At 69.2% G+C, this 24602-nt stretch carries 21 protein-coding genes; 8 read left to right on the top strand and 13 right to left on the bottom strand.

Annotated features, from left to right (window positions below; all coding sequences use genetic code 11):
- Positions 1–462: 462 nt before the first annotated feature.
- The 3 genes from uvrB (at position 463) to CKO28_RS11990 (ending at position 4272) form a co-directional block, all read left to right on the top strand.
- Entirely contained in the window at positions 463–2643 is a 2181-nt protein-coding gene (gene uvrB / locus CKO28_RS12000; protein ID WP_200341038.1) for an excinuclease ABC subunit UvrB, read from the top strand.
- A 133-nt stretch (positions 2644–2776) separates the two neighbouring features.
- Positions 2777–3400, top strand: a complete 624-nt coding sequence (locus CKO28_RS11995; RefSeq protein WP_200341037.1) for a PAS domain-containing protein — start codon at positions 2777–2779, stop codon at positions 3398–3400.
- A 269-nt stretch (positions 3401–3669) separates the two neighbouring features.
- A complete protein-coding gene (locus CKO28_RS11990) occupies positions 3670–4272 on the top strand; it encodes a hypothetical protein (protein WP_200341017.1) in 603 nt (200 codons plus the stop codon).
- Positions 4273–4475: 203 nt separating this feature from the next.
- On the opposite strand, the gene CKO28_RS11985 is transcribed toward CKO28_RS11990, so the two are convergent.
- The 4 genes from CKO28_RS11985 to CKO28_RS11970 form a co-directional block, all read right to left on the bottom strand.
- Positions 4476–5369, bottom strand: coding sequence for an OmpA family protein (locus CKO28_RS11985; protein WP_200341016.1), 894 nt, complete (start codon positions 5367–5369; stop codon positions 4476–4478).
- A gap of 219 nt (positions 5370–5588) precedes the next feature.
- Complete coding sequence (mntR, locus tag CKO28_RS11980; RefSeq protein ID WP_200341015.1) at positions 5589–6059, bottom strand: manganese-binding transcriptional regulator MntR; 471 nt, start codon at positions 6057–6059, stop codon at positions 5589–5591.
- Positions 6060–6190: 131 nt separating this feature from the next.
- A complete protein-coding gene (locus CKO28_RS11975) occupies positions 6191–7342 on the bottom strand; it encodes a pyridoxal phosphate-dependent aminotransferase (protein ID WP_200341014.1) in 1152 nt (383 codons plus the stop codon).
- Between the two features lie 98 nt (positions 7343–7440).
- Positions 7441–9099, bottom strand: coding sequence for a gamma-glutamyltransferase (locus CKO28_RS11970; protein ID WP_200341013.1), 1659 nt, complete (start codon positions 9097–9099; stop codon positions 7441–7443).
- Positions 9100–9151: 52 nt separating this feature from the next.
- On the opposite strand from CKO28_RS11970, the gene CKO28_RS11965 reads away from it, so the two are divergent.
- Entirely contained in the window at positions 9152–10555 is a 1404-nt protein-coding gene (locus CKO28_RS11965) for a M48 family metalloprotease (protein ID WP_207168803.1), read from the top strand.
- Between the two features lie 78 nt (positions 10556–10633).
- Complete coding sequence (locus CKO28_RS11960; protein WP_200341011.1) at positions 10634–11449, top strand: DsbA family protein; 816 nt, start codon at positions 10634–10636, stop codon at positions 11447–11449.
- Positions 11450–11550: 101 nt separating this feature from the next.
- Here the strand turns inward: CKO28_RS11960 and CKO28_RS11955 are convergent, their stop codons facing one another.
- On the bottom strand, positions 11551–12216 hold the full coding sequence (locus CKO28_RS11955) for a COQ9 family protein (protein WP_200341010.1): 666 nt from the start codon (positions 12214–12216) through the stop codon (positions 11551–11553).
- 1 nt (position 12217) lies between these two features.
- Positions 12218–12841, bottom strand: a complete 624-nt coding sequence (locus CKO28_RS11950) for a peptide deformylase (protein WP_200341009.1) — start codon at positions 12839–12841, stop codon at positions 12218–12220.
- A gap of 361 nt (positions 12842–13202) precedes the next feature.
- On the opposite strand from CKO28_RS11950, the gene rpsU reads away from it, so the two are divergent.
- The gene (rpsU, locus tag CKO28_RS11945; RefSeq protein WP_027287933.1) at positions 13203–13406 is read left to right on the top strand and encodes a 30S ribosomal protein S21; all 204 of its coding nucleotides are present in this window, start codon (positions 13203–13205) and stop codon (positions 13404–13406) included.
- A 468-nt stretch (positions 13407–13874) separates the two neighbouring features.
- Here the strand turns inward: rpsU and CKO28_RS11940 are convergent, their stop codons facing one another.
- The 5 genes from CKO28_RS11940 to CKO28_RS11920 form a co-directional block, all read right to left on the bottom strand.
- Positions 13875–15209 (bottom strand): adenylate/guanylate cyclase domain-containing protein, encoded by a 1335-nt coding sequence (locus CKO28_RS11940; RefSeq protein WP_200341008.1) that lies wholly within the window; start codon positions 15207–15209, stop codon positions 13875–13877.
- 366 nt (positions 15210–15575) lie between these two features.
- On the bottom strand, positions 15576–16970 hold the full coding sequence (locus CKO28_RS11935; RefSeq protein WP_200341007.1) for an NAD(P)(+) transhydrogenase (Re/Si-specific) subunit beta: 1395 nt from the start codon (positions 16968–16970) through the stop codon (positions 15576–15578).
- A gap of 18 nt (positions 16971–16988) precedes the next feature.
- The gene (locus tag CKO28_RS11930; protein WP_200341006.1) at positions 16989–17420 is read right to left on the bottom strand and encodes an NAD(P) transhydrogenase subunit alpha part 2; all 432 of its coding nucleotides are present in this window, start codon (positions 17418–17420) and stop codon (positions 16989–16991) included.
- A 3-nt stretch (positions 17421–17423) separates the two neighbouring features.
- Positions 17424–18932 (bottom strand): Re/Si-specific NAD(P)(+) transhydrogenase subunit alpha, encoded by a 1509-nt coding sequence (locus tag CKO28_RS11925; protein WP_200341005.1) that lies wholly within the window; start codon positions 18930–18932, stop codon positions 17424–17426.
- A 264-nt stretch (positions 18933–19196) separates the two neighbouring features.
- Positions 19197–19919, bottom strand: a complete 723-nt coding sequence (locus CKO28_RS11920) for a type 1 glutamine amidotransferase domain-containing protein (RefSeq protein WP_200341004.1) — start codon at positions 19917–19919, stop codon at positions 19197–19199.
- A gap of 325 nt (positions 19920–20244) precedes the next feature.
- Here CKO28_RS11920 and CKO28_RS11915 point away from each other — a divergent pair, with 325 nt between their 5' ends.
- Positions 20245–21012, top strand: a complete 768-nt coding sequence (locus tag CKO28_RS11915) for an ABC transporter substrate-binding protein (RefSeq protein ID WP_200341003.1) — start codon at positions 20245–20247, stop codon at positions 21010–21012.
- Between the two features lie 57 nt (positions 21013–21069).
- Positions 21070–22098, top strand: coding sequence for a glucosaminidase domain-containing protein (locus CKO28_RS11910; protein WP_200341002.1), 1029 nt, complete (start codon positions 21070–21072; stop codon positions 22096–22098).
- A gap of 42 nt (positions 22099–22140) precedes the next feature.
- Here CKO28_RS11910 and CKO28_RS11905 read toward each other — a convergent pair whose 3' ends face one another.
- Complete coding sequence (locus tag CKO28_RS11905; protein ID WP_200341001.1) at positions 22141–22368, bottom strand: hypothetical protein; 228 nt, start codon at positions 22366–22368, stop codon at positions 22141–22143.
- 307 nt (positions 22369–22675) lie between these two features.
- The gene (locus CKO28_RS11900) at positions 22676–24496 is read right to left on the bottom strand and encodes a monovalent cation:proton antiporter-2 (CPA2) family protein (protein ID WP_200341000.1); all 1821 of its coding nucleotides are present in this window, start codon (positions 24494–24496) and stop codon (positions 22676–22678) included.
- Between the last annotated feature and the right edge of the window lie 106 nt (positions 24497–24602).

Here is a 24602-nt window from a genome sequence, read left to right as displayed (position 1 = left end):
CTGGATATCAGAATGGGAAAGCAAGGCAGCTTCATAAATCAAAGACGTTTTTCAGTCCTAGCCAAGACTTCCCCGATGAGGCATCCCTAAGATCTGGTGGTCACAAATGGGAACCTGTTCTGTCCGCTGAGCGACGGTTTCAACCAAGCACATTAAATCGCCCAGTTTTTGATGTGGAACATCAGTCGAGATGGCGCGGGAAGCCTGCTGCGCGGCGGAGCGATATCCCATATGGAATGGTTATAACTGTGACTTGCGAGAAAGATCATGAATTATATAATAAGATCGTGAGAGCGTACAGTGGAACGCTGGAGGTATTGCAGCCGCAAATAGAGATTCCGGCTTACACGTAAAGCTGTTTTCACCCCCTAGCCGCCCCCACCCCCGGCGCCCTACATTGGGGCCATGCCACAGGACACCGCGCTCGTCATCCAGGATCCGGCGGAGGTCGCGCGTCAGCGCATGACCAAGCCGGAGTCGGTTCCCTTCGACCTGCAGTCGGACTACCAGCCGGCCGGCGACCAGCCGGGGGCGATCCGGGAGATCGTGCAGGGGCTGGAGGCGCAGGAGAAGGATCAGGTGCTGCTCGGCGTCACCGGCTCCGGCAAGACCTTCACGATGGCGCACACCATCCAACAGGTGCAGCGCCCGACCCTGATCCTGGCGCCCAACAAGACGCTCGCCGCCCAGCTGTACGCGGAGATGAAGGGCTTCTTCCCGAACAACGCGGTGGAGTACTTCGTCTCCTACTACGACTACTACCAGCCGGAGGCGTACGTCCCGCGCACCGACACCTACGTCGAGAAGGAATCCTCGATCAACGAGCAGATCGACCGGATGCGCCACGCCGCCACCCGGGCGCTGTTCGAGCGCGACGACGTGGTGATCGTGGCCTCGGTCTCCTGCATCTACGGCATGGGCGCGCCGGAGACCTACTCGCGGATGACGGTCACGGTGCACCAGGGCGACCGGCTGGACCGCAACGCGTTCCTGCAGTCGCTGACCGAGCTGCAGTACAAGCGCAACGACATCAACTTCGAGCGCGGCACCTTCCGGGTGCGCGGCGACACCGTCGAGATCTTCCCGGCGCACTACGAGGACCGGGCCTGGCGGGTCTCGCTGTTCGGCGACGAGGTCGACGCGATCCATGAGTTCGACCCGCTGACCGGCAACAAGACCGACACGCTGGAGCGGATCAAGCTGTACGCCAACAGCCACTACGTCACGCCCCGGCCGACGCTCCGCCAGGCGATCAAGCAGATCAAGGAGGAGCTGAAGGAGCGCCTGGAGTACTTCAAGCAGCACAACATGCCGCTGGAGGCCGAGCGGCTGGAGCAGCGCACCACCTTCGACCTGGAGATGATGGAGGCGACCGGCTCCTGCCCCGGGATCGAGAACTACTCGCGCTACCTGACCGGCCGCAATCCGGGCGAGCCGCCGCCCACGCTGTTCGAGTACCTGCCCGACGACGCCATGCTGATCGTGGACGAGAGCCACGTCACGGTGCCGCAGCTGAACGGCATGTACCGCGGCGACACGGTGCGCAAGAAGACCCTGGCGGACTACGGCTTCCGCCTGCCCAGCTGCATGGACAACCGCCCGCTCAAGTTCGAGGAGTGGGACGCCATGCGCCCGCAGACCACCTACGTCTCGGCCACGCCGGGGCAGTGGGAGCTGCGCCAGACCGGCGGCACCTTCACCGAACAGATCATCCGCCCGACCGGCCTGATCGATCCGGTCTGCGAGATCCGGCCGACCGACGGCCAGGTCGACGACCTGATCGCCGAGGTGCAGGAGGTCCAGCACCAGGGCTACCGCGCGCTGGTCACCACGCTGACCAAGCGGATGGCGGAGGACCTGACCGAGTACCTGCACGAGGCGGGCCTGAAGGTGCGCTACATCCACTCCGACGTGGACACGCTGGAGCGCATCGAGATCATCCGCGACCTGCGCCTCGGCCACTTCGACGTGCTGGTCGGCATCAACCTGCTGCGCGAGGGCCTGGACATTCCGGAGTGCGCGCGGGTCTGCATCCTGGACGCCGACAAGGAAGGCTACCTGCGCTCCGCGACCGCGCTGATCCAGACGATCGGCCGGGCGGCGCGCAACGTCGACGGCAAGGTGATCCTGTACGCCGACCAGCGCACCAAGGCGCTCGACCAGGCGCTGGGCGAGACCGAGCGCCGGCGCGAGAAGCAGATGGCCTACAACGAGGAGCACGGCATCACCCCGGAGACGATCCGCAAGCAGATCTCCGACGTGATGCAATCGGTCTACGAAAAGGGCGACCACGTCGAGGTCGGCACCGCCAGCGGCGACGGCGAGACGCCGGGCGTGGGCCACAACCTCAAGGAATCGATCGCCGATCTGGAGAACCGCATGAAGGAGGCGGCGGCGAACCTGGAGTTCGAGGAGGCCGCCCGGCTGCGCGACGAACTCAAGAAGCTTGAGCAGGCCGACCTCGGCGTGCCGACCGAGGGGGCGTCCGGCGGCAGCGGCCGCAACGCTGGCGACTTCGCCGGCAAGGTCGCGGAGGCCGACGCGGCGTCCAAGTCGAAGCAGCAGCGCGGCAACAAGGCCGGCGGCCGGGCCGCCTCGAAGCAGCGGTCCGGCAAGCCCTCGGGCAAGCGCGCGCAACGCTAGGGAGCGCTAGGAGCACTAGGGTCGACTCCCGCGGGCGCGCGGCCGCCGGCCGCGATCTTGCCCTTGTATCTGCATACTTAGTTATGCAGGCTGGCTAACATTTGCGGGTATGCAACATATCGGATAACCGACTATAGGGTTACGCTCACAAAGCCGAGGCAATCCGATCCGTGCCCACGGTCCTACCCGCAGGAGGCTGGCGATCCGTCCACAGACTTCGGAGGCTGCAATCAACTGGCGCTACGCCAAGTGTGACCGGGACGCCGCGCCGGAACGCTTTGGACCGTTCGCGGACCTGGTCCGCCTCTGGCAAACGCGCGCACCCGGCGACGCAGGGTTGCCCGGCCGCAGCGACTTCGACGTCTTCGACTTCAAGGACTGGCTGGGGCGGATCTTCATCGCCCGCGTCGAACGCGAGCCGTTCAACCTGCGGTTTACCCTGTGGGGCACCCAGCTGACCGAATGGTGGGGCGTCGACTACACCAACAAGTCGCTCGGCTCGGTCTCGAACGACCCGCAGGCCCTGCAGGCGGTCGAACTGGCCTACTTCGAGGAGATGGACCGGGCACCCTTCATCGGACTGGCGTGCGGCCTGCTCGACCAGTACGACCGCTCGTTCATCAAGGTGATCGGCCTCGACCTGCCCCTGCTGGACGGCGGCCAGCTGAGCCAAGTGCTGTCCGCCCATCTGGAGATCGATCCCGACCGGGACATTCCGGACGTTCTGCCCGACTGTCCTGTGTTGCGGTACTTCTGAATTCGGACCCGTTACAAGCGTCGCCCGATCCGTCGTATGCACCCATGGGCTGCAGGGCGTTAACAACCCGGTCACGACCGGACCTGCATACTTCTGTTAGCGTAGAAAGCATCGGGCCGGGCTCTCCCCGCGGCCCGGGCGGCCAGACCGTCAGGTGCGACCGGCTTGCTGGTCGCCCCCGGCCGGCTTATCAGGACGGCCGAACCAACCCCAAGCTGAAGGCACGTGCGACCTTCGGCGCTTTCGCCTTACGGCGGCAGGAGCACAGCATGCGCCAACCCGATGCCGACCGCCGCGTCGCCGGCCCGATCGCGGGCCTGCTGCTGGCCGGGCTCTTGAGCCTGCCAGGCGCGGCCGCCGCGGACGGACGCGTCACGCTGAACGTCGTTACCCGCGCGGGCGGACCGGCGGTGACCGACGGCGTGGCGTTCCAGATCTGGGCGCGCGACGGTAAGCGCGCCGTGCGCAAGGTCGGCGAGCACCGCGGCGCGCCCGCCGAACTCGACTTGGCGGCGGACGAATACCGCGTGGTCACCACCTACCGGCAGGCCCGCGCGGTGACCGATTTCGCGGTCCAGGACGGCACCGCGCTCACCAAGACGGTCAACCTGAAGCTGGGGCGTGTGAAGCTGGAACTGCTGCCCGGGCCCGGCGCCGCCCCGGTGCAAAGCGATGTCGCCTGGACGGTGCGGCCCTACCGCCGCGGCGGCGGCGAGGCCGACCCGATCGCGCGCACCCGGGACGCCGCGCCCGAACTCGGCCTGTCGGCCGGCTGGTACAAGGTGGCCGCGCGACACCGTGACGGGATTTCCACCCACTTGGTGGAAGTCGCGGCCGGGCGCCGGGTCACCTACTCGCTGTTCCTGAAATAACCCGGCGGGAATCGAAACGGGCGGCGACCGCGTTGGCCGCCGCCCGTCACTCGATCGCCCGTCATTCGATCGCCCTAAGACCGGCTTAGCCTAGAGCAAGATGCTGAAAGGTGAAGCCACCTTTCAGCTGAATCTTGCTCTCTCTTCAAGCCGTTAGAACAAAATTCCCGATCAAGGTCAGCTCGACCTTCATCGATTTTGCTCTAGAACAGCTGGATCTCGACGCGGCGGTTGCGCTGCTCGCGAACGCCGTCGGCCGTCTCCACCGCCAGCTGGTTTTCGCCGCGCGCGGCGGTGCTGATCCGGTCGGCCTCGATGCCGCGGCCGCTCAGGGCCTGCTTCACCGCCTGGGCGCGCCGGAACGACAGGTTCTGGTTGTAGTCCTCCGGACCCACGGTGTCGGTGAAGCCGGTCACCGAGATCTGGGCGTCGGGACGGTCCTCGGCTGCCTCGGCAACTTGGCTCAACACCTCACGCGCATCCGAACTCAGCTGCGCGCTGTCGAAGCCGAAGTACACCGTGTAGCTCTCCGGCTCCGGACTTTCCGGCTGCTCGGGCGCGGCCGGCGCGGTCTCTGTCGTCTGCTGCGCCTGGGCCGGCTCGACCGCGTTCCGCGCGGTCTGCAGCGCCTTGTTGAAGCGCGTCCGGCAGTCCTGGATGTGATCCGCCTGGGTCTCCTCTACCCAGCAATCGAAGGCGACCTGCGCCTTTGCGGCGGCTTCCGGGGCCTTGGTGCGCGCGCTGCGGCCGAGCACGGAGACCAGGTCCGCCCGGGCTTCGCGGATCGCCGGCATCTTGCTCTGCATCTCGCGGGCGCCCTCGACGACCCGGTCGCCCTCGCCGTCGAGTTGCAGCGGCTGCACCCGTTCGCCGGCCGCCGCGCGCTGCGCCCGGCGGGCGAACAGATCGGAGGAATCGTAATCGCCGTATTCGTATTCGTGCTCCGAGCGCTCAACATAGCCCTGATACAGCGCCGAATTGAACGCCCCGCCTTGCACGTCCATGCCGCGGATGTTTTCGAGTTTGGTCCCCGCACACGACGCGAGCAGGACTGCGCACAGTCCGGTCGCGACCGTTGCACTGAGCTTGGCTGCCATGTCGCCATCCCCTTTTATTCACAGTTCTGGGGCGAAATCGCCGACGGAAGGGATCTTCCGCGATCTTGCCCGACGTGGCCCGTGCGGACAGGGCCGCACCGACCCTGCCTCCACACTTACGGATCAAACGAGCCGGCATAAACCGGACCTGCGAAAATGCATCGATGCATCACGCAAATCTCACCGGCGCCGCTGACCCTGGATGGATGCACGGCTCGGCTATTCCCGGTCAAGCCGCGCCCGCATCGCCGCCAGCGTTTCCGCGCTGACGTGATGCTCGATGCCTTCCGCGTCGGACAGCGCGGTATCCTCGCTGACCCCCAGCGTGCGCAGGAACTGCAGCACGACAGCGTGGCGCTCGCGGCTCGACTCCGCCATCTCCCGGCCGGCGCGGGTCAGGAAGATCGCGCGGTAGGGCTCGGTCTCCACCAGGCCACGGTCCTGCAGGCGGCGGACCATCTTGGCCACCGTGGCCTGGCGCACGCCCATCCGCTGGGCGATCTCGACCGCCCGCGCCTCGCCCTTGGCGTCGATCAGGTCGGCGACCAGTTCGACGTAGTCCTCGATCAGCTCGGTCTCGTGCGCCTTGCGGACGCTGGCGTGCTGGCGCGCGTGCGCCGCCGCGCCCAGCAGCTCGCCGCTGTCGGTGGAAACGTGGGAAAGCCGTGGTGTGCCGCGTGCCCGTGCCATGCCCCGCGTGATAGCCGATCCACAGGGCCTTGGCAAAAGGCGGCCGCCGACCCGTTGGACCCGCCAGGTCGTCGATTGTCAGCCGGTCAGCCGTCAGCCGGTCAGCCGTCAGCCGGTCAGCCGTCAGCCGGTCAGCCGGTCAGCCAGCGGCGCAGGCGCTGCGCGGCTTCCGCCACCTCGTCCTCGCGGCCGGCGAAGGAAAAGCGGACGAAGCGCTGGCCGCGGAATGGGTCGAAGTCGACGCCGGGCGTTGCCGCCACCCCGGTTTCGTGCAGCATGCGCTTGCAGAACGCCTGGCTGTCCTCGGTCAGATGGCCGACGTCGGCGTAGATGTAGAACGCCCCGTCGGCCGGCGCGAACCGCTCGATCCCGGCCTTGGGCAATTCGCGCAGCAGGACGTCGCGGTTGCGGCGATAGGACTGCACCACCGCCTCCAGCTCGTCGCCCGCGTCCATCGCGCCCAGCGCCGCGTACTGCGAGGGCGCCGGCGCGGAGATGAACAGGTTCTGCCCGACGCACTCCGCGGCGCGGACCATGTCCGGCGGCAGCACCAGCCAGCCGACCCGCCAACCGGTCATGGCGTAATACTTCGAGAAGGAGTTCACCACGATCGCGCTGTCCGTCGTCTCCAGCGCGGAGACGCCGCGGCCCTGGAACTCGATGCGGTGGTAGATCTCGTCGGAAATCAGGCGGATGCCGCGGGCGTGGCACGCGTCGACCAGCGCGCGCATCCCGGCCTCGTCGACCATCGTGCCGGTCGGGTTGGACGGGCTCGCCACGATCAGGCCGTCCAGCTCGCCGTCGACCTGGTCCAATAGCTCGGGGGTCGGCTGAAAGCGGCTTTCCAGGTCGGTCTGCAGCCACACCGGCTCCAGACCCAGCGCGGACAGGATGTTGCGGTAGGCCGGATAGCCGGGGGCGGCGAGGGCGACCCGGTCGCCGGCGTCGAACGCGGTCAGGAAGGCGACCACGAAACCCGCGGAAGAGCCGTTGGTCACCATCACCCGGCCCGGATCGAGGTCGGCGCCGTGCAGTGTGCGGTAGCTCTCGGCGATCCGCCGGCGCAGCGCGGGTAGGCCCAGGGCGTCGGTGTAGCCCAGCTGCTCCGTGTCGATCGCGCGCTTGGCCGCCTCGCGCGCGGTCCGCGGGGCGCCGTGGCCGGGCTGGCCGACCTCCAGATGCAGGACGTCACCGCCTTCCTGGGCGCGCGCGTTGGCCGCGCGCAGGACGTCCATTACGATAAACGGGTCGACCCTGCCGCGATCGGCGACCTTGAGACTCATGCCTGTCCTGCCTTCCGCCTGTTCGTGTCGGCACCGGCTCGGGCCCACGGCTCGGGCCCAAGGTTGGGGGCACCCTGGCTGGGCGCGCCAGCCGCGGACTACTGCGCCCGGACCGCAAGCCCGCTGCCGCGCGGGTCGACGGCGGCCGCGCAGTCCGACCCGTCGCTGTCCGCGCCGCCCTGGCAATAAATCGCCGTGAGACGGCCCAGACCAGGGCGTTTCACGAGGGCGTGACCCATCGTGCTCAGCCGTTGGGTGACGTCCTCCGGCAGGCCCGGCTCGACCTGGAGGCGGTCCGGCTGCCCGGGATGGTACAGGCGCGGCAGCCCCAGGAAGCCCTGCAAGTCCGGCTGGCCGGCGCCGGCGCTATCCAGCTTGCGCACCAGCTCGGCGGCATTCAGCACCCCGGCCGCACCGTCGCTGCCGGACACCGCCAAATAGCCGCGCCCGGTAAACTGGTTGGCGATCACGCCCGGCAGCAGGTCCGCCCCGGCCGCCGTTTCCGCCGATGGATTGGCGAGCAGCACGCCGGTGCCGATGGTGTCCGCGCCGCTGCCGAACAGGCCGTTCATGGTGAACCCGCAGGCGACCATGTTGCCGAACCGGTCGACGGCCGTAAGCCCGGCCGTCGGTACGTCGCCGGACAGCCGCGGCGGCGGCGGCGTCAGGCTGGCCGCAGGGGTCGCGGCGCCGGGATCGATGCTGTTGAAAGACGGCGTGAGCGAATTTTCCGAGAGCAGGCTTTGCGGGTCCGCGCGCTCAGCCTCCGCGGTCGACAGCCAGCGGCCGGTGCGCGACAGACTGCGCTTCCACGCCTCCGCAAGCAGATGCGCGCTGTCGCCGGACAGCGCCGGCGCGTTGTCGCCGCCCGCGCGCAGCATGCCCCAGGTCTGCCCCGCCAGCAGGCCGCTCATCGCCGGCGGCGGCGGCAGGTGCAGCTGGTGATCGCCGTAGGGCACGGTCAGGGTCGATTGCGCGCGCGCCCGGTAGCCGTTGAGCGCGCTTTCGCTGAACGGCTGGCCGACATCGCGCGCGGCCTGCGCCAGCCGTTCGGCAAACTGTCCGGTGTAGAGATAGCCCGCGCCCTGCTGGCGGATACCGGCCAGGACCGCCGACAGCGCCGGGTGGCGGATCCGCTGGCCGACCGCCGGCGGGGTGCCGTCGTCGCCCAGGAAGCGGTCCCGGGCCGCGCCGTGCAGCCGGCCGGCGCCGGCGTCGAGATCGCGCTTGAACGCCCGGCTGGTCAGGTGGCCGAAGCGCGCCAGACGCTCCGCCGGGGACACCACCTGGCGCCAGTCGCGCGCTCCGTGCCGGGCGTGCAGCAGGGCCAGGCCGCGCGCCAGTCCGGGGACCACACCGCCCTGTGCCGCGCGGCGCGGCAGGAACGAGATCGCTTCGACATTCTGCTCGGCGCGGTCGCTGACCACGCACACACCGCCGCCCCCCAGGCCGACGCGCGAGGGCAGCGTTACCGTCATGGTGAACGCCATCGCGGCGGCGGCGTCGGCGGCCGTGCCGTTGTTGGCCAGGATTTCCCGGCCCACGGTCGCGGCCCGCGGCTCGTCCGCCGCCGCCAGGCCGGCATAGCCGGAGATCAGCCGGGTTTCCTCGATGTCGCCGGAGCCGGTGCAGGCGGCGGCGAGCGCGCCGGTGGCGAGGACGGCCGCGGCGCGCGCCGCGCGGCCGAGCTTGGGAACGAGACAGCGGATCGGCCGGTCGCGCCTGGGCGGCGCACCGGCGGGGGCTGGAAGGGTCACGCCGGGTCCTCTGTCGATTGAAAGGGCGCGGTGCAGGGGATACCTTCGGACCGTGAAGCACAAGGATGCCGTCGTGCGCAAGCTCAAAGCCCTATTCGCCCTGCCGCTCGCTCTTTGCCTCGCGACAAGCCTGGGCCTGCTGCCGATCGCGGCGTCCGCGCAGAGCGACCGGCCCAGCTTCATCCGCGACGCCGAGATCGAGGAGATTGTCCGGCGCTACGCCAAGCCGGTGTTCCAGGCGGCGGGCCTGAGCGCGGATCGGATCGACGTCTACCTGATCGCCGACGAGAGTCTGAACGCCTTCGTCGCCGGCGGCATGAACATGTTCCTGCATACCGGCCTGCTGCGCCGCGCGGAGGACCCCACGCAGGTGATGGGCGTGATCGCGCACGAGGCGGGGCACATCTCCGCCGGCCATCTGGCCAGCCGCCGGCAGGAGCTGGAAGCCACCACCACCCAGATGATCACCAGCATGCTGCTGGGCCTGGGCGCGGCCGCCGCGACCGGCAGTCCGGGCGCGGGCACGGCGGTGATGTCGCTGGGCCAGACCCTGTCGATGGCCGACCTGCTGGCCTACACCCGCACGCAGGAAGGTTCGGCCGACCAGGCGGCGATAACCTACATGAAGCGCGCCGGCTATACCCCGCGCGGTCTGGTCGAATTCATGCGCATCCTGGAAGACCAGGAAGTCCTGCTGAGTTCGAGCCAGGACCCCTGGATGCGCACCCACCCGCTGACCAGCGACCGCGTTAACACCCTAGCCGCCGCAGCCCAGCGGATGGCGGACCGGGAGGACCTGCGGGCAGAGGCGCCGCCGGAGCTGGAGCGCCTGCACGCCCGGATGCAGGCGAAACTGGCCGGCTTCCTGCAGCCGCCCGCGAAGACGCTCGAGGCGTTCCCGGCCAAGAGCGACGCGATCCCGGATCGCTACGCCCGGGCGATCGCGTACTACCGCAAGCCCGAACTCCCCAAGGCGCTGGAGCTGGTCAACGGGCTGATCGAGCAGAAGCCCAAGGACCCGTACTTTCGGGAGCTGAAGGGCCAGATGCTGTTCGAGAACGGCCGGATCCAGGAAGCCCTGCCGGCCTATCGAAAAGCCGTCGATCTGGCCCCGGACCAGCCGCTGATCCGGATGGGCCTGGCCGAAGTGCAGCTGCAGACGAACAGCCGGGAGCTGACCGAGAAGGCGCTCGCCAACGCACGCCGCGTGGTCGAAGCCGAGCCTAGAAACGCGTTCGCCTGGCGGCTGGTCGGAATCGCCCACGGCCGCCTGGGCGACAAGGGCGAGGCGGCGCTGGCACTGGCGGAATACGCCATCAACCGCGGCGACCTGGGACAGGCAATCGGGCAGGCCCAGCGCGCCCAGCAGCTTCTTCAAGAACACACGCCCAGCTGGCTGCGTGCGCAGGACATCGAACGCACCGCCAAGAACCGCCGGGAGCGGCAGAACGGCTGACCACGGCATCCCAAGTCCGTGCGCGCAGCAACCACCTGTTCACCCCCGCCTGATCCGCATAAGGACACGCCCTTTACGATGACCGCCCTGGCCCGCCTGTTCCGCCGCCTGCTTGGCACGCTCGCCCTGCTCGCCCTGCCCCTGCTCGCCCTGACATTCGCCGCCGCGCCCGCCGGCGCGCAGCAAAGCACGCCCACCGGGTCCGCCGCGCCCGGGGACGCTTCGCCGTTCTCCGGGCAGGAACAGGACGCGATCGACCGCCGCGTGCGGGCGTACATCCTGGACAACCCCGAGATCATCATGCAGGCGGTCCAGATCCTGCGCGACCGGCAGGAACAGCAGGCCGAGAACGCCCGGCGCCAGGGGGTCCGCCAGCATGCGGAAGCCTTGCGCGACTCCGGCCCCCTGCCGGTGCTGGGCAACCCGGACGGCGACGTCACGATCGTCGAGTTCTTCGACTACCGCTGCCCCTACTGCAGGCAGGTTTCAAACCTCGCGCTGGCGACGGCCAAGGCCGACGGCAACGTGCGCGTGATCTACAAGGAGTACCCGATCCTGGGGCCGGACAGCGAGTTCGCCTCCCGCGCGGCGATCGCCGCGGCGATGCAGGGCGAATACGCGGCCTTCCACAAGGCCCTGATGACCGAGGTGCAGACGGTCAACCAGGACAGCGTGATGCGCCTGGCGGAGATGATGGATCTCGACATCGCGCAGCTGAAGGCGGACATGCAGTCCGACACCGTGACCCAGACGATCCAGCGCACCCGCCAACTTGGCCAGCAGCTGCGGATCAACGGGACCCCGGCCTTCATCGTCGGTACCGAGGTCGCCCCGGGCGCGATCAGCCGCGACGAGCTCGAGAAGATGATCGCGCAGGCCCGCCAGGAGGGGTGAGCCGGCGGCGCTGCCCGCCCCTCTCCCTCGCGGGGCGACTGCTGCACGCCGATTTCGATCACCGTCAGACGTCCGTCGACCCGGCCTTCCGCGATTCCGCCCTAATTCCCGCGCATCCGCAGGTCCTCGCCGCCGCCGCGGCCGGGGGACATGCTGCGCAGGGTGGCGGGGACCTGTTCCAGCGTCTTGATCACCCGGCCCAGGCGGCCGCCGATCTGCACCGTCTCGTCGATCCGACGATCCAGGAACGCCCTGGTTGCGGCGTAGTCCTCGCTCGAATCCGCTAGCCAGTACAGCAGGGTGGAGGAGTAGACGCCGGACAGCAGCCCGCGCTTGGTGTAGAAGTTGTAGTCCGCGCTGGCGTCGCCGGCGGCCGTCCAGACCGCGTCGCAAGTGCGGTACAGCAGGCGCAGGGCAAGCCGCTGGTGCTGCGGCAGGGCCAGGAACGACAGCGCCCGGCGGATTGCCTCGCGGTGCGGCTCGTTCTGTTCCAGCCGGATCCAGATCGCGAGCGCGACCTGGTCGCGCACCCGCATACTGTCGGTGGCGCGCTGCTCGAATTCCGCGAGCATGGCGTAGTCCGCGTCCGTGCTGTGCAGTTCGATCACCTCCGCCGGGCCGCCGGGAAAGGCGCTCTCCGCCTCGCGCCGGTCGACGCCAAGCTCGTCGGCGGCGGCGTTGATCGACGCCCAGGACCAGCCGTCGAACGGCACGTTTTCCAGGGTGCGCTGCATGATCTCGCGGCGCAGCTCGTCCAGGTCGCGCATCTCAGGTCTCTCCTGTGGGCTCATCGCGCGCCGCCGTGTCGGCGGGGCGCGGCGTTTCCTCGGCGTCCGTGCGAGAGGTGGCGATCTCCTCGACGAAGGCCAAGGTGGCGAGATCGCGCATCCGTTCGGGATAGAGCAGCCCGTCCAGATGGTCCACCTCGTGCTGCACCAGCCGGGCATGGAAGCCGCTGGCGACCCGCGCGACCGGCCGGCCGTCGGGGTCGAACCCGCGGTAGCGAATGTGCCGCCAGCGCGCCACCCGCCCGGTCAGGCCCGGCATCGACAGGCACGCCTCGTAGCCTTCGTCGACAGCCGCGCCCAGCGGCTCGACGCTGGGGTTCAGCAGGCTTGTCAGCCCCACGCCGTCGGCCGCCGTCTCCGGCTCCGGCAGGTCGTCCAGCTGGGCGACCGAGCGGCGCTGGCGCTCCGCGTCGACCTTGAAGACGATCGCGCGCAGCGGCTGGAACACCTGCGGCGCGGCGAGCCCGGTGCCGTGGGCGGCCGCCATCGTCTCCGCCATGTCGTCCAGGAATTGCCGCATGGCCGCGTCCAGCGGCAGCGCGACCTCGGTTGCCCGCCGGCGGAGCACCGGCTGACCCATACGGGCGATTTCCAGAACGGCCATGGCTGCGGGCTCGCGGCTTGACTTACGGGGCGGTGAGGCGGGCGGTACCGATACGCCAGGACGATGGCGCCGGTCCGCCCCGCCCGCAAGGGCGCTTGCCGCTGCCCTAAAACTTCGCCCGCCGGATCGCTTTCCCGCCGGACCCGCCTTCACATAGGGGTAAGCGTGTGATAGACCCGCCACACTCGACGGCTCGGGCGACTGTGCCGCGCGGCCCGGGATGCCCCGGCAGGCCGCGTGATGGCATTGGGTCCGTCCTGGGCCAAGTCGACCAAGGACACGCCGCCCACCCCGATGCGGTTTCGGGGTCCGCTCGGGCGGCCTCAAGGGTCGGAACCGCGAAAGGAGTGTGAGCGTAACCGTGCAGGTACACGTCCGCGACAACAACGTCGATCAGGCCCTGCGCGCGCTGAAGAAGAAGATGCAGCGCGAGGGTGTTTTCCGCGAGATGAAGCTTCGTCGGCACTACGAGAAGCCGTCGGAGAAGAAGGCCCGCGAGCAGGCCGAGGCCGTGCGCCGCTGGCGCAAGCTGCAGCGCAAGCGCCGCGAGCGCGAGGGCTTTTAAAGCCTCCGGGCTTGCGATCCCGCCGGTCCGGCGGGGTCCAGCGACCGATCCGATACACGGCGAGCCGCCGGCAGCGCAACGCGCCGGCGGCTTTTCGTGTTTGCTGCGCCGTTAAGTCGGCCGGTTCCCGCAGCGCGGCCAAAGCCCCTCTCCCTCGAGGGCAGAGGAAGCGTGAGGGTGGGACTCCGCGCCGTCACGCCGGGACTTCCAGCCTCACCTGCCCTCTCCCTTGAGGGAGACTTTTGCACGCGGGCATCAGCATCCGTGTGGGGTCTTCGACACGCCAGCCTGCGGCTGGCTACTCAGCATAAAGCTGTATGTAAGCGTCTGACGAACCTACAACTTCATCCTGAGTAGGACGCCGAAGGCGTCCGTGTCGAAGGACCCCATACGGGCGCCCACGCGAGCTGTGCACAAGTCTCCCTCAATGGAAAGCGGCCGTCCGGGGCGGTCGTCCTACACGCCCCTTCAATCCAGCTTGGGATCGAGCGTGAACAGCTCCTGCGGCCGCCGTACGCCGCGCAGGGCGTGGCGGCCGAGCGAGACCAGACGGTCGCGGCTGCCCGGGCCGGCGTCGACGAACGCGCTGGAGACGACGGCGTCCTTGTCGACCGCCTTGGCCATGTCGGCGATCCGGCTGGCCTCGTTGACCGCCGGCCCCACCACGGTGAAGTCCAGGCGTTCCGGGCTGCCGATGTTGCCGTAATAGACCCGGCCGACGTGCAGGCCGAGGTAGAGCGTCGTCGTGACCTCGCCGCGCCGGTCGCGGGCGCGGTTCAGCTCGCCGATCGTGGCAAAGGTGTCCTCCGCCGCGTCCAGCGCGGCGGCGCAGGCCCGGTCCGCGTCACCCGCGCCGGTACCGCCGTCGATCGGGAAGATCGCCAGCAGTCCGTCGCCCATGAACTTCAGCACTTCGCCGCCGTACCGCTCGACCGCGGCGACCTGCGCCTCGGCATAGGCGTTCAGCAGCGGGACCACTTGGTCGGGATCGACCTCGTCGGCGATCTTGGTGAAACCGTGCAGGTCGGACAGCCACAGCACCGCCTGGATCTCCTCGGCGGCGCCGCGCACGATCCCGCCGCGCAAGACCCGGCGGCCGGCGTTGCGCCCCAGATAGGTCTCCATCAGCGCATAGGTCATGCGCGGACCGGTAGCCAGCCGCATCGCGCCCGAGATCGCCGCGACGCTGGCGCGCAGCCGGTCCAGGGCGGCTTCGCTGAACCCGTCCGCCGCGCGGGTGGCGAAGGTCAGGAAGGTCATGTCGTTCTCGCCCAGGATGTGCGGACCCTGGCGGCGCAGCATGAAGGCGACGTAGTCCCGCACCCCGTCGGCGACGGCCTCGTCGACCACCGGAAACTCGCCTTCTACGTAGTTGGTCCCGACCCGCCGGCGCAGTTCGGGCGAACCGGTCTCATGCAGCTGGGCGAGCGGGCTGACCTCCCATTCCGCCTGGTCGTCGTCGAACCGATCCAGATCGTGGCGGCTGACCGTGCCCTCGCGGCTGTCCCAGCGGTACAGCTGGCCGTCCAGCAGCGGATGGATCAGCTCGATCCCGGCGAACGCTCGGTCGACGGGCACCGCCGCACGACGCAGCCGGTCGCAGGCGCCGGCCAGAATGTGTTCCTCCGACGTGCCGGTTTCCGCGGCCTCCGCCAGCCAGCGCAACAGTCCCGGCACCTCCGCCGAGCCGTCGCGCGGGCGCGGGCAGCAAGCCAGCGGGCCGCTTTCGGGCGGCCCGGCCGGCGTGGGGTCGGGGATCTGCGCGGTGTCGGGGATCGGCGCGGTGTCTTGGGAGTCGTCCATGGGCTCGCTGCCCTTCCTGGAGTTCGTCGATTCGGATCGGCGGCGGGTCCCTCTCGCTCGAGGGAGACTTTTACACGCGGGCACGCGCATCCGTGTGGGGGGCTTCGACACGCCAGCCTGCGGTGGGCACCTCAGCCATGAAGCTGTATGTAAGCATCTGCCAAACCTACAACTTCATCCTGAGCAGGACGGCGAAGGCCCCCATACGAGCGTTTAGCGAGCTGCGCAAAAGTCTCCTCAAGGCAGAGGGGATGCGTGCCGTGCAGCTTACAGATAGCGCGCAAAAGAACGGGCGGCGACCCCGAAGGGATCGCCGCCCGCGTCGTCTGCCGCTGGCGCCCGGCGCGTCCGGCCGGGCGCGCGGGGTTACTGGTCTTCCAGCGCCTTGACGATGCTTTCGGTCATCTGCTTGGCGTCGCCGAACAGCATCATCGTGTTGTCGCGGTAGAACAGCGGGTTGTCGATGCCCGCGTAGCCCGGCGACAGGGAGCGCTTGACGAACAGCACGGTCTTGGCGTCGTCCACCTTCAACACCGGCATGCCGTAGATCGGCGACTGCGGATCGTCCTCCGCGGCCGGGTTGGTGATGTCGTTGGCGCCGATCACGAACGCGACGTCGGTCTGCTGGAAATCGCGGTTGATCTCCTCCATCTCCAGCACCTCGTCGTACGGCACGTTCGCCTCCGCCAGCAGCACGTTCATGTGCCCCGGCATGCGCCCGGCGACCGGGTGAATGGCGTAGCGCACGTTGACGCCCATGCCCTTGAGCATGTCCGCCATCTCGCGCACCGCCTGCTGCGCCTGACCCACGGCCAGACCGTAGCCCGGCACGATGATCACCGAGCCCGCGTTGGCGAGAATGAACGAGGCGTCCTCCGCGCTGCCGGAGTTGACCGACTTGTCGCCGGTGTCCGCCGATCCCGCGCCGGCTTCGCCGCCGAAGCCGCCCAGGATGACGTTGAAGAACGACCGGTTCATCCCCTTGCACATGATGTACGAGAGGATAGCGCCGGACGAGCCGACCAGCGCGCCGGTGATGATCAGCAGGTTGTTGCCGAGCGTGAAGCCGACGCCGGCCGCCGCCCAGCCGGAGTAGCTGTTCAGCATCGAGACGATCACCGGCATGTCCGCGCCGCCGATCGGGATGATCAGCAGCACGCCGAGCGCCAGCGCGATCACCACGATCGCCCAGAAAGCCCACTGCGGCTGGCTGACCGCGAACAGCACCACCAGCAGCACGATGGCGACGCCGAGCGCGGCGTTGAACAGGTGCTGGCCCGGGAACACCACGGGCTTGCCCGTGATCAGACCCTGCAGCTTGCCGAACGCGAGGATCGAGCCCGTAAAGGTGATCGCGCCGATGCCCGCGCCGATCGCCATCTCGATCAGGCTGGCGGTCTTGATGTCGCCCGGCACGCCGATGTTGTAGGCTTCCGGCGCGTAGAACGCGGAGCCCGCGACCAGGACCGCCGCCAGACCGACCAGCGAGTGGAAGGCGGCGACCAGCTGCGGCAGCGCGGTCATGTCGATCGTGCGCGCGATCACCGCGCCGGCGGTGCCGCCGACCGCGATCGCGACGATGATGCCGACATAGCTGGTGACGATCGGCGAGGCGATGGTCGCCAGGATGGCCAGCGTCATGCCGACCATGCCGAACATGTTGCCCTGAAGACTGGTCTTCGGGTGCGACAGGCCCCTCAGTGCCATGATGAAGCAGACCGAGGCGACCAGGTAGACGAACGTCGTCAAATCCTGAGACATCTAAGAACGGCCCCCCGGTTATTTCTTTTTAAACATGGACAGCATGCGCTGCGTCACGATGAACCCGCCGAAAATGTTCACCGACGCCAGCACGACCGCCGCCAGACCGAAGCCCTTGGAAAGGTCGAACCCCGCCGGGCCGGCGGCCAGCAGCGCGCCCACGATGATCACCGACGACACCGCGTTGGTCACCGCCATCAGCGGCGAGTGCAGCGCCGGGGTGACGCGCCAGACCACGTGGTAGCCGACGAAGATCGCCAGAATGAACACGGTCAGGCCAAACATGAAGTTGTGGCCGCCGCTTTCGCTGGCCTGCCGCGCGGCATCGCCCGCGCGGGCGGGCAAATCGCCGGCCTGCGCGGCGAGCGCGTTCGCCGTCGTCGACAGCTGATCGGCCAGGTCGCGCAGGCGCTCGGCCGTCGACTGCATCTCCTGTGCGGAGTCTGCCATGACTTAGCTCTCCTTCCCCTGGGCGCCGCCGCCGGAGCGTTTGGCGCCGGAGCGGTTGGCGCCGGAGCTGTCCGCGCCAGAGCTGTCGGCGCCAGAGCCGTCCGCGGACGAGCCGCCCGACTTGCCGGCGCCCGACTTGCCGGCGCCCGACTTGCCCCCCGACGCCTTCGAGCCCGACGCTTTGGCGCCCGACGCCTTGGTGGCGCCGCTCTTGCTCGAAGACGCCTTAGTGCCCGACGCCTTGCTGCCGGATGCCTTGCTAGCGGACGCCTTGCTGGCGCCGCCCGAGCCGCTGCTCGCGCCGCCGCCGCCGTCTCTCCCGGACGGCCCGCCCTTGCCCTTGGCCGGGACGGCGTCCTTGACCCGTTCGTGGATCACCTCGCCGTCCTGGGTCAGGCGGGTGCCCGAGACCAGCTGGTCGTCCATGTTCACTTTCAGCTGCTTGGACTCCTTGTCCACCATCAGCTGCAGGAAATTGAACAGGTTGCGGGCGTACAGGCTGGACGCGGACACGGCAACGCGGCTCGGCCAGTTCGCGTAGCCGACCAGCGTGACGCCGTGTTTCTCGACCACCTGATCGAACTCGGACAATTCGCAGTTGCCGCCCTGCTCGACCGCCAGATCGACCACGATCGAGCCGGGCTTCATCGACTTGACCATGTCGGCCGTGACCAGCTTCGGCGCCGGCCGCCCGGGGATCAGCGCGGTGGTGATCACGACGTCCATCTTCTTGATCGTCTCGGCGATCAGCTCCGCCTGCTTCTTCTTATAGGCGTCACTCATTTCCTTGGCGTAGCCGCCCGCGGCCTCGGCCTCCTTGAACTCCTCGTCCTCGACCGCGACGAACGAGGCGCCCAGGCTTTCCACCTGCTCCTTGGCGGCCGGCCGGACATCGGTCGCGGAGACCACGCCGCCCAGGCGCCGGGCGGTGGCGATCGCCTGCAGGCCGGCCACGCCGGCGCCCATCACGAGCACCTTGGCGGGCGGCACGGTGCCGGCGGCCGTCATCATCATCGGAAAGCCGCGCTTGAACTGCGACGACGCGTCGACCACCGCCCGGTAGCCGGCCAGGTTCGCCTGACTGGACAGGGTGTCCATCGCCTGCGCCCGCGAGATCCGCGGCATGAATTCCATGGCGAACGCCTCGACGCCCGCGTCGGCATAGGCGCGCACGGCCTCCGGCGACTGGGTGGGATCGAGGTTGCCGATCAACAGCACGCCCTTCTTGAGCGGAGCCAGTTCGTCGGTACTGCCCTGTTCGCCCTTGATGATCGGCCGGCGCACCTTGAACACCACGTCGGCATCCTTGACGCAGGACGCGTAATCCTTGGCGATCGTGGCCCCGGCGTTCTTGAACTGCTCGTCCGGGATCGACGCGCCGTCGCCGGCGCCGGTTTCAACCGCGACCTCGACCTTATCGGCCGGCAGGCCCAGCAGTTTCTTCACCGTATCCGGCGAGGCTGCGACACGGGCTTCGCCGTGACGACGCTCCTTCGGAATGGCGATCTTCATATCGTCCTGAGACCCCCCAAGAGTTCGCCGCGGCGGATTGAGCCCGCCGCGGACCACGCGACAAGATTGCAAGCCGCGGGCGATTTGTGAAGAGGCGACCTGTATGCGTATGCGGGAAGGGTGGACACGTACGGGTCCGTACGTGCCGCATGTGCCCCGCACGTGTCCAGGGCCAATTTCAACCGGCCCGGGCCCGCCGTGGGGCCGACCGCCCCGCCCCGTGTAGCGCAAACGCGGCCCGGGCGGAACCGCTTTCGGCGCGGATCAGGCGGCGTCCTGGGTGTCGTTCTCCGCGATCACGGTCAGGATCCGCTCCGCGACCGCCCGGCTGGAGCGCGGGTTCTGGCCGGTGACGAAGCCCTGGTCGTGGACCGCGCAACCGCGGAACGGCGACGATTTCTCGAACCGCGCGCCGAGCTCCTTCAGCCGACTTTCCAGCAGGAACGGCACCGTCTCGGCGAGCCCGACCTGCTGCTCCTCGGCGTCGGTGAAGGCGTTCAGCCGGACCCCCCGGATCAGCGGGCTGCCGTCGGCCCGCTTGGCCGCGATCAGCCCCGCCGGGCCGTGGCAGACCGCGCCCAGGATCCGGCCGTGGCCGTGTGCAGCCGTCAGCAGCCGGCCCAACTCGGCGTTGTCAGGAAAGTCCCACATCGTGCCGTGCCCGCCGGCAAGGAAGATCGCGGCGTAGCCGGCTGGGTCCAACTCACCGACCGGAACGGTTTCGCGCAATTTGGCGCAGGCGTCTGGATCGGCGCGGAAGCGCGCGACGCTGCCCGGCTGTTCCGCCGGATCGCCCGGCAGCGAACTCGGGTCGTGCGGCGGTTCACCGCCTGCGATCGACGCGATGTCGACGGCGTAGCCCGCGTCGACGAACGCCCAGTACGGCGCCGCCAGTTCCTCGTAGTGAAAGCCGGTGGGGGTGCCGGTCGTTCCCAGTGTGCCGTGTGATGTCAGCACGATCGCGATCCGCGCGTCTTGCTGTGCCATCGCGCCTTCTCCCGTGACGATCGGCCGTGGGCGCTTGCGGCGCGGCGTGCGCACGCGCGCCGGCGGCCTGGCGGTGGCGGCCTGGCGGTTGGCGGCCCGGCGGCGGCCGGACCGCGGCCGCGGGGCCCTGCAATCCATGTCTAAAAGTCGCCCCCCGCGGTTCGGTTTCAAGGGTGTGACCCGGGCGCGCCGTCGCCCGCGCAGCTGCGGACCGCGTCGCGCGATTGGCACACCAACGTCACGCAGACTTTGGCAGAACATCGGCATCGGACGAACGTCGCGGTCCGGCGTTCGGGTCCGGCGTCATCGACCAGGGAGCGCCCTCGTGACCCCTCACCCGCTGCCCAAGACGGCCGTTTGGCCCGCCGGTCCAACGGTCGCCGTCCGCCGGCCCATCGCGACTTTCGCGGGAACGATCGCCGTGTTGGCCGGCCTCGCCCTGGCACCCGCGGCGGCGGAGCCGTCGACCGGCGCCAGCCAGCCCCGCGCCCCGGAAGCCGAGCGCGCGGTCGCCCGGCTGGGCGAGCGGCTGGTCACCACCGTCAACGACGCCAGCAAGGACACCGGCGCCCGCGAACGCGCGCTGGAAAACGCCTTGCGCGCGGCGCTGGACTTCGACGCGCTGGCGGACTTCGTGCTGGGCCGCTATGCGGCCGAGTTGAGCGCCGATCAGAAGGCGACCTTCCAACGGACCTTCTCCGCCTACGTCGTCGGCACCTATGCCCGGGTGATGGCGGGCAACGCGATCGACGACTTGGACGTGGTGAAGTCGCGCAAGGTGAGCGCCGATACCGCCGCGGTCGCGACCCGGGTCGCCCGCCGAACCGCCGACGACACGCGCTGGATCTGGCGCCTGCACCGCCGGGAACCGGGCTGCTGGGGCGTGGTCGATCTGCAGACCCCGGCGGCCTCGCTCGCGGTCAACTATCGCTCGGCGTTCGGCAACCTCCTGGACCGGCGCGGTTTCGACGGACTGATCCAGCAGATCCACGCCCACACCAAGCGCGAAGCCGTCCTGCCGTCCGAGAACCGGGCGATCCTGATGCTGATCCGCGGCCTGCAAGCCAACAGGCTTGCATTAACCGCTCAATAACCCTACCCCGCGGGCGAGGTGTGGGGGCACCTCGGAAGACGAGAGAGCGGCTGTTACATGAGATTTCCGATCCGTCCGGCGATGGCCCCGCGCGCCGTCATGGCCGCGGTCGTGCTGTTGTCCGCCAGCGGCTGCACGCACGTCGGCGTGTCGCCCGCTCACGCCAACGATCCATCCGTGGACGCGCTGAAAGCACCGTCCATCGCGCCCAACCCGGCGGGTAGCGGCGGCAACGGCCCAGCCGACAACGTCTCCAGGTTCGACCTGCGGTTAGCTGCCGCCGGGCCCGCGCAGGTCCAGCCGCCACTGGTGCGCATGCGCCGGCTCGACCTGGACCGTGTGCGCCAGGGCGCGCAACTGGTCCCGCAGGCGAAGGTCACCGACCTTCCCGCACGCCTCGCGAGGGTCGACCGGGTCGGGGCGCGCAAGCGTCTATTCATCAAGACAATATTGCCGGCCGTGCTGCGCGCCAACGCGGAAATTCGCGAACAACGCGACTTCGTCACCACGCTGATCGCGCTCGACATCCCGCCCGACGAGCTGCCCCAGGGCATGGCCGACAAGCTGCAGGATCTGGCGGACCAGTACCAGGTCGAGCCCGCCAACCTGCAGAAACTGAAACGGCGTGTGGACATCGTGCCGCCGGCCCTTGTGCTCGCCCAGGCGGCGATCGAGACGGGCTGGGGCACCAGCCGGTTCGCCCAGCAGGGCAACGCCCTGTTCGGCCAGCACACGCGCGATCCGGACGTGCCCGGCATGGTCCCGCAAGGCTTGGAAGATCCGGACTTCCGGGTGCGCGCCTTCGCGACGGTCACGGCCTCCGTGGAGGCCTATCTGCGCAACCTGAACACCCATCCGGCCTATGCCGAGTTGCGCACGATCCGCGCCGAGGCGCGGGCCCAAGGCGCCTATCCCGACAGCGCGGAGATGGCCGCGGGGTTGCTCGACTACTCGGCGCGCGGGCAGGACTACGTCTCGGACATCCGCGTGACGATCCGGGCCAACGACCTGCAGGCGTTCGCCGGAGCGCGCCTGCGCCCGCGGGCGGATCAGCTGGTCGACGCGAGCTCGTTCACCGACGACTAGAGCAAGATGCTGAAAGGCAAGTCCACCTTTCAGCATCTGGTCCTAATGCCGGCTCGGCTGGGCGTACGCCGCTGGCGCATCCAGTGCCAGCGGGGCGCCCTCATCCGCCGCCAGCGCCTGGCGGATCACCTCGACCCCGCATTGGCCGGTGCCGGTCGCGCAGCGCCGGCAGTTGGCGCGCAGCAGCTGGTGAAAATCCTCGCTGATACTCAGCAGGGCGCCGCAGGCATCGCGTGCGGGATGGCGCTTGGGATCGCTCGGCTCGGTCATGGCGGTGGGCTCGGTCGTGCGCGGGAAATGGCGGTTAGAGCAAGATGCTGACAGGTGAAGCCACCTTTCAGCTGAATCTTGCTCTCTCATCAAGCAGTTAGAGCAAAATTCACGATGAAGGCCGACTCGATCTTCATCGATTTTGCTCTAGCCGGAGCCTGGACGGCGCCACTTAACAAGCTGTGAAAAGCGCGTCCGCTCTTTCGTAGTACGTCTAATCCGACCCGCCGTTACATCTTCGGTACTTCGGCTATACGCCAACACCCAGCGTCTCTCCGCCTAGCATCTTCCGGTCCAGGCGTTCTGTTCAGCGGCCGCCGCTGCCATCGCCGGTCCCGCGTTCGCTGCGCCGGCGCCGGCGCGGCGCGATGTGGCGGGCGAACCAGCTGCCGGTCTCGGTTAGCTTTTCCGTGTCGCCGTTCGCCTGTTCGCGCTCCTCCAGCAATTCGTCGAGCAGCGCGTAGTCGTTGCGCCGGAAGGCGTTCAGGCTTTCCTCGACCCGCGCGTCGTCCGTGCCGGACAGGCGCAGCACGGTCGCGCCCAGCTGCAGGCTGGCTTCCACCGCTTCGGAGACCACCGCGCTGGCGCCGGCCAGTTCCAGGCGCTTACGGTGCCGGCCGTCGCGGGCGCGCGAGACGATCGTGAACGCCGAATCGTGGCCGCGCAGGGCGCCGACCGCGCGCTCGGCCAGCCCCGGCTGGTCGAGTGTGATCACCGCCGCCCGCGCGCGTTCCAGCCCGGCGGCGCGCAATACCTCCAGCCGGCTGGCATCGCCGAAGTAGACCGGCATGTTCTCGTTCCGCCCGCGGCGCACGCGCTCCATGTCGAAATCGAGCGCGACGTAGGGCACGTCGTTGCGCTCCAACAGCTTACAGACCGTCCAGCCGACCCGGCCGAACCCGGCGACCAGCACGTGATGGTCCAGATCGCCGGTGGCTTCCTCCAGCTGCTCGGCGCTGCCCGCGGGCCGACTCTCGTGGCCGAACCAGCGCCGGCCGGCCCAGGCGAACACCGGGGTGGTCGCCATCGAGATCGCGACCACCGCCAGCAGCGCCTGGCCCACCGGGGCGCTCACCACGTCGAGCTGCAGGGCGAGGCCCAGGATGACGAACGCGAACTCCCCGCCCTGCGCGAGTAGCAGCGCGACCCGCGCGGCCATCCGGTGACCCTGGCGGAAGGCGCGCAGCAGCGCGTACAGGATCGCCGCCTTGCCGGCCAGCAGCGCCACCGCCAGACCCAGCAGCGGGAACAGGTTGTCGACGATCCGGCCCAGATCGATCGACATGCCCACGGTGATGAAGAACAGGCCGAGGAACAGACCGCGGAACGGCTGGATGTCCGCCTCGATCTGGTGGCGATACTCGGTATCGGCGAGCAGCAGGCCCGCCAGGAACGCGCCCAGCGCCATCGACATGCCCGCCTGCGCGGTCGCGTAGCCGGTGGCGAGCACGATCAACAGATTCGTGGCGGCGAAGATCTCGGGGTTCCGGGTCTCCGCGATCACCCGGTAGACCGGGCGCAGGAACAGCCGGCCGATCAGCAGGATCGCGCCGATCGCGATCGCGGCCTTGACCGCGGCCAGGCCGAGCGCGCCCACGATGTTGGTCGACCCGCCGGCCAGGATCGGCAGCAGGGCCAACAGCGGCACCACGGCGAGGTCCTGGAACAGCAGCACCGCGACCGAGAGCCGGCCGTGGCGGTCCGCCAGTTCGCGCCGCTCGATCAGCAGCTGCAGCACGGTCGCCGTCGACGACAGCGCGAGCGCGCCGCCCAGGATCAAGGCGGTCTCCACGCTGAGCCCGGCGGCCATCGCGACGCCAGCGATCGCGGCCGAGGTCAGGGCGACCTGGGCCAGCCCGAGGCCGAAGATCAGATGGCGCATCTCGACCAGCCGGCGCAGCGGCAGGTCGAGACCGATCGTGAACAGCAGGAAGATCACGCCGAACTCGGCGAGCAGCTCGGTGCCCGCGGGGTCCTGGACCAGACCCGCGGCGTACGGCCCGATCAGCATGCCCGCGGTCAGGTAGCCCAGCACCGGCGTGATCCGCAGCCGCTGGAACAGCGCGACGCACAGGATCGCCGCCAGCAGGATGATCAGCACGTCGTTCAGGTGGCCGTGGTCGGGCATCGGGATCGCTTACGGGTTTGCCTGGGGCGATTTGGGCTGGGGCGATTTGGGCTCGGCGCGGCTAAGCCGGACTCCAGTCCGAAGGCGGGGGCCGCCTTCAGGCGTT

Origin of the sequence: Rhodovibrio sodomensis, from assembly GCF_016583645.1 — a bacterium.
In the GTDB taxonomy this organism is placed as follows: domain Bacteria; phylum Pseudomonadota; class Alphaproteobacteria; order Kiloniellales; family Rhodovibrionaceae; genus Rhodovibrio; species Rhodovibrio sodomensis.
The sequence above is the reverse complement of the archived record's forward strand: the minus strand, read 5'-3'. Positions and strand labels throughout refer to the sequence as shown.

Excerpts from the sequence above, each read along its gene's own strand:
- uvrB (WP_200341038.1), top strand. The coding sequence starts at position 463 with ATGACCAAGCCGGAGTCGGTTCCCTTCGACCTGCAGTCGGACTACCAG.
- CKO28_RS11990 (WP_200341017.1), top strand. The coding sequence starts at position 3,670 with ATGCGCCAACCCGATGCCGACCGCCGCGTCGCCGGCCCGATCGCGGGC.
- CKO28_RS11985 (WP_200341016.1), bottom strand. The coding sequence starts at position 5,369 with ATGGCAGCCAAGCTCAGTGCAACGGTCGCGACCGGACTGTGCGCAGTC.
- mntR (WP_200341015.1), bottom strand. The coding sequence starts at position 6,059 with ATGGCACGGGCACGCGGCACACCACGGCTTTCCCACGTTTCCACCGAC.
- CKO28_RS11975 (WP_200341014.1), bottom strand. The coding sequence starts at position 7,342 with ATGAGTCTCAAGGTCGCCGATCGCGGCAGGGTCGACCCGTTTATCGTA.
- CKO28_RS11960 (WP_200341011.1), top strand. The coding sequence starts at position 10,634 with ATGACCGCCCTGGCCCGCCTGTTCCGCCGCCTGCTTGGCACGCTCGCC.
- CKO28_RS11955 (WP_200341010.1), bottom strand. The coding sequence starts at position 12,216 with ATGCGCGACCTGGACGAGCTGCGCCGCGAGATCATGCAGCGCACCCTG.
- CKO28_RS11950 (WP_200341009.1), bottom strand. The coding sequence starts at position 12,841 with ATGGCCGTTCTGGAAATCGCCCGTATGGGTCAGCCGGTGCTCCGCCGG.
- CKO28_RS11940 (WP_200341008.1), bottom strand. The coding sequence starts at position 15,209 with ATGGACGACTCCCAAGACACCGCGCCGATCCCCGACACCGCGCAGATC.
- CKO28_RS11935 (WP_200341007.1), bottom strand. The coding sequence starts at position 16,970 with ATGTCTCAGGATTTGACGACGTTCGTCTACCTGGTCGCCTCGGTCTGC.
- CKO28_RS11930 (WP_200341006.1), bottom strand. The coding sequence starts at position 17,420 with ATGGCAGACTCCGCACAGGAGATGCAGTCGACGGCCGAGCGCCTGCGC.
- CKO28_RS11925 (WP_200341005.1), bottom strand. The coding sequence starts at position 18,932 with ATGAAGATCGCCATTCCGAAGGAGCGTCGTCACGGCGAAGCCCGTGTC.
- CKO28_RS11920 (WP_200341004.1), bottom strand. The coding sequence starts at position 19,919 with ATGGCACAGCAAGACGCGCGGATCGCGATCGTGCTGACATCACACGGC.
- CKO28_RS11910 (WP_200341002.1), top strand. The coding sequence starts at position 21,070 with ATGAGATTTCCGATCCGTCCGGCGATGGCCCCGCGCGCCGTCATGGCC.
- CKO28_RS11905 (WP_200341001.1), bottom strand. The coding sequence starts at position 22,368 with ATGACCGAGCCGAGCGATCCCAAGCGCCATCCCGCACGCGATGCCTGC.
- CKO28_RS11900 (WP_200341000.1), bottom strand. The coding sequence starts at position 24,496 with ATGCCCGACCACGGCCACCTGAACGACGTGCTGATCATCCTGCTGGCG.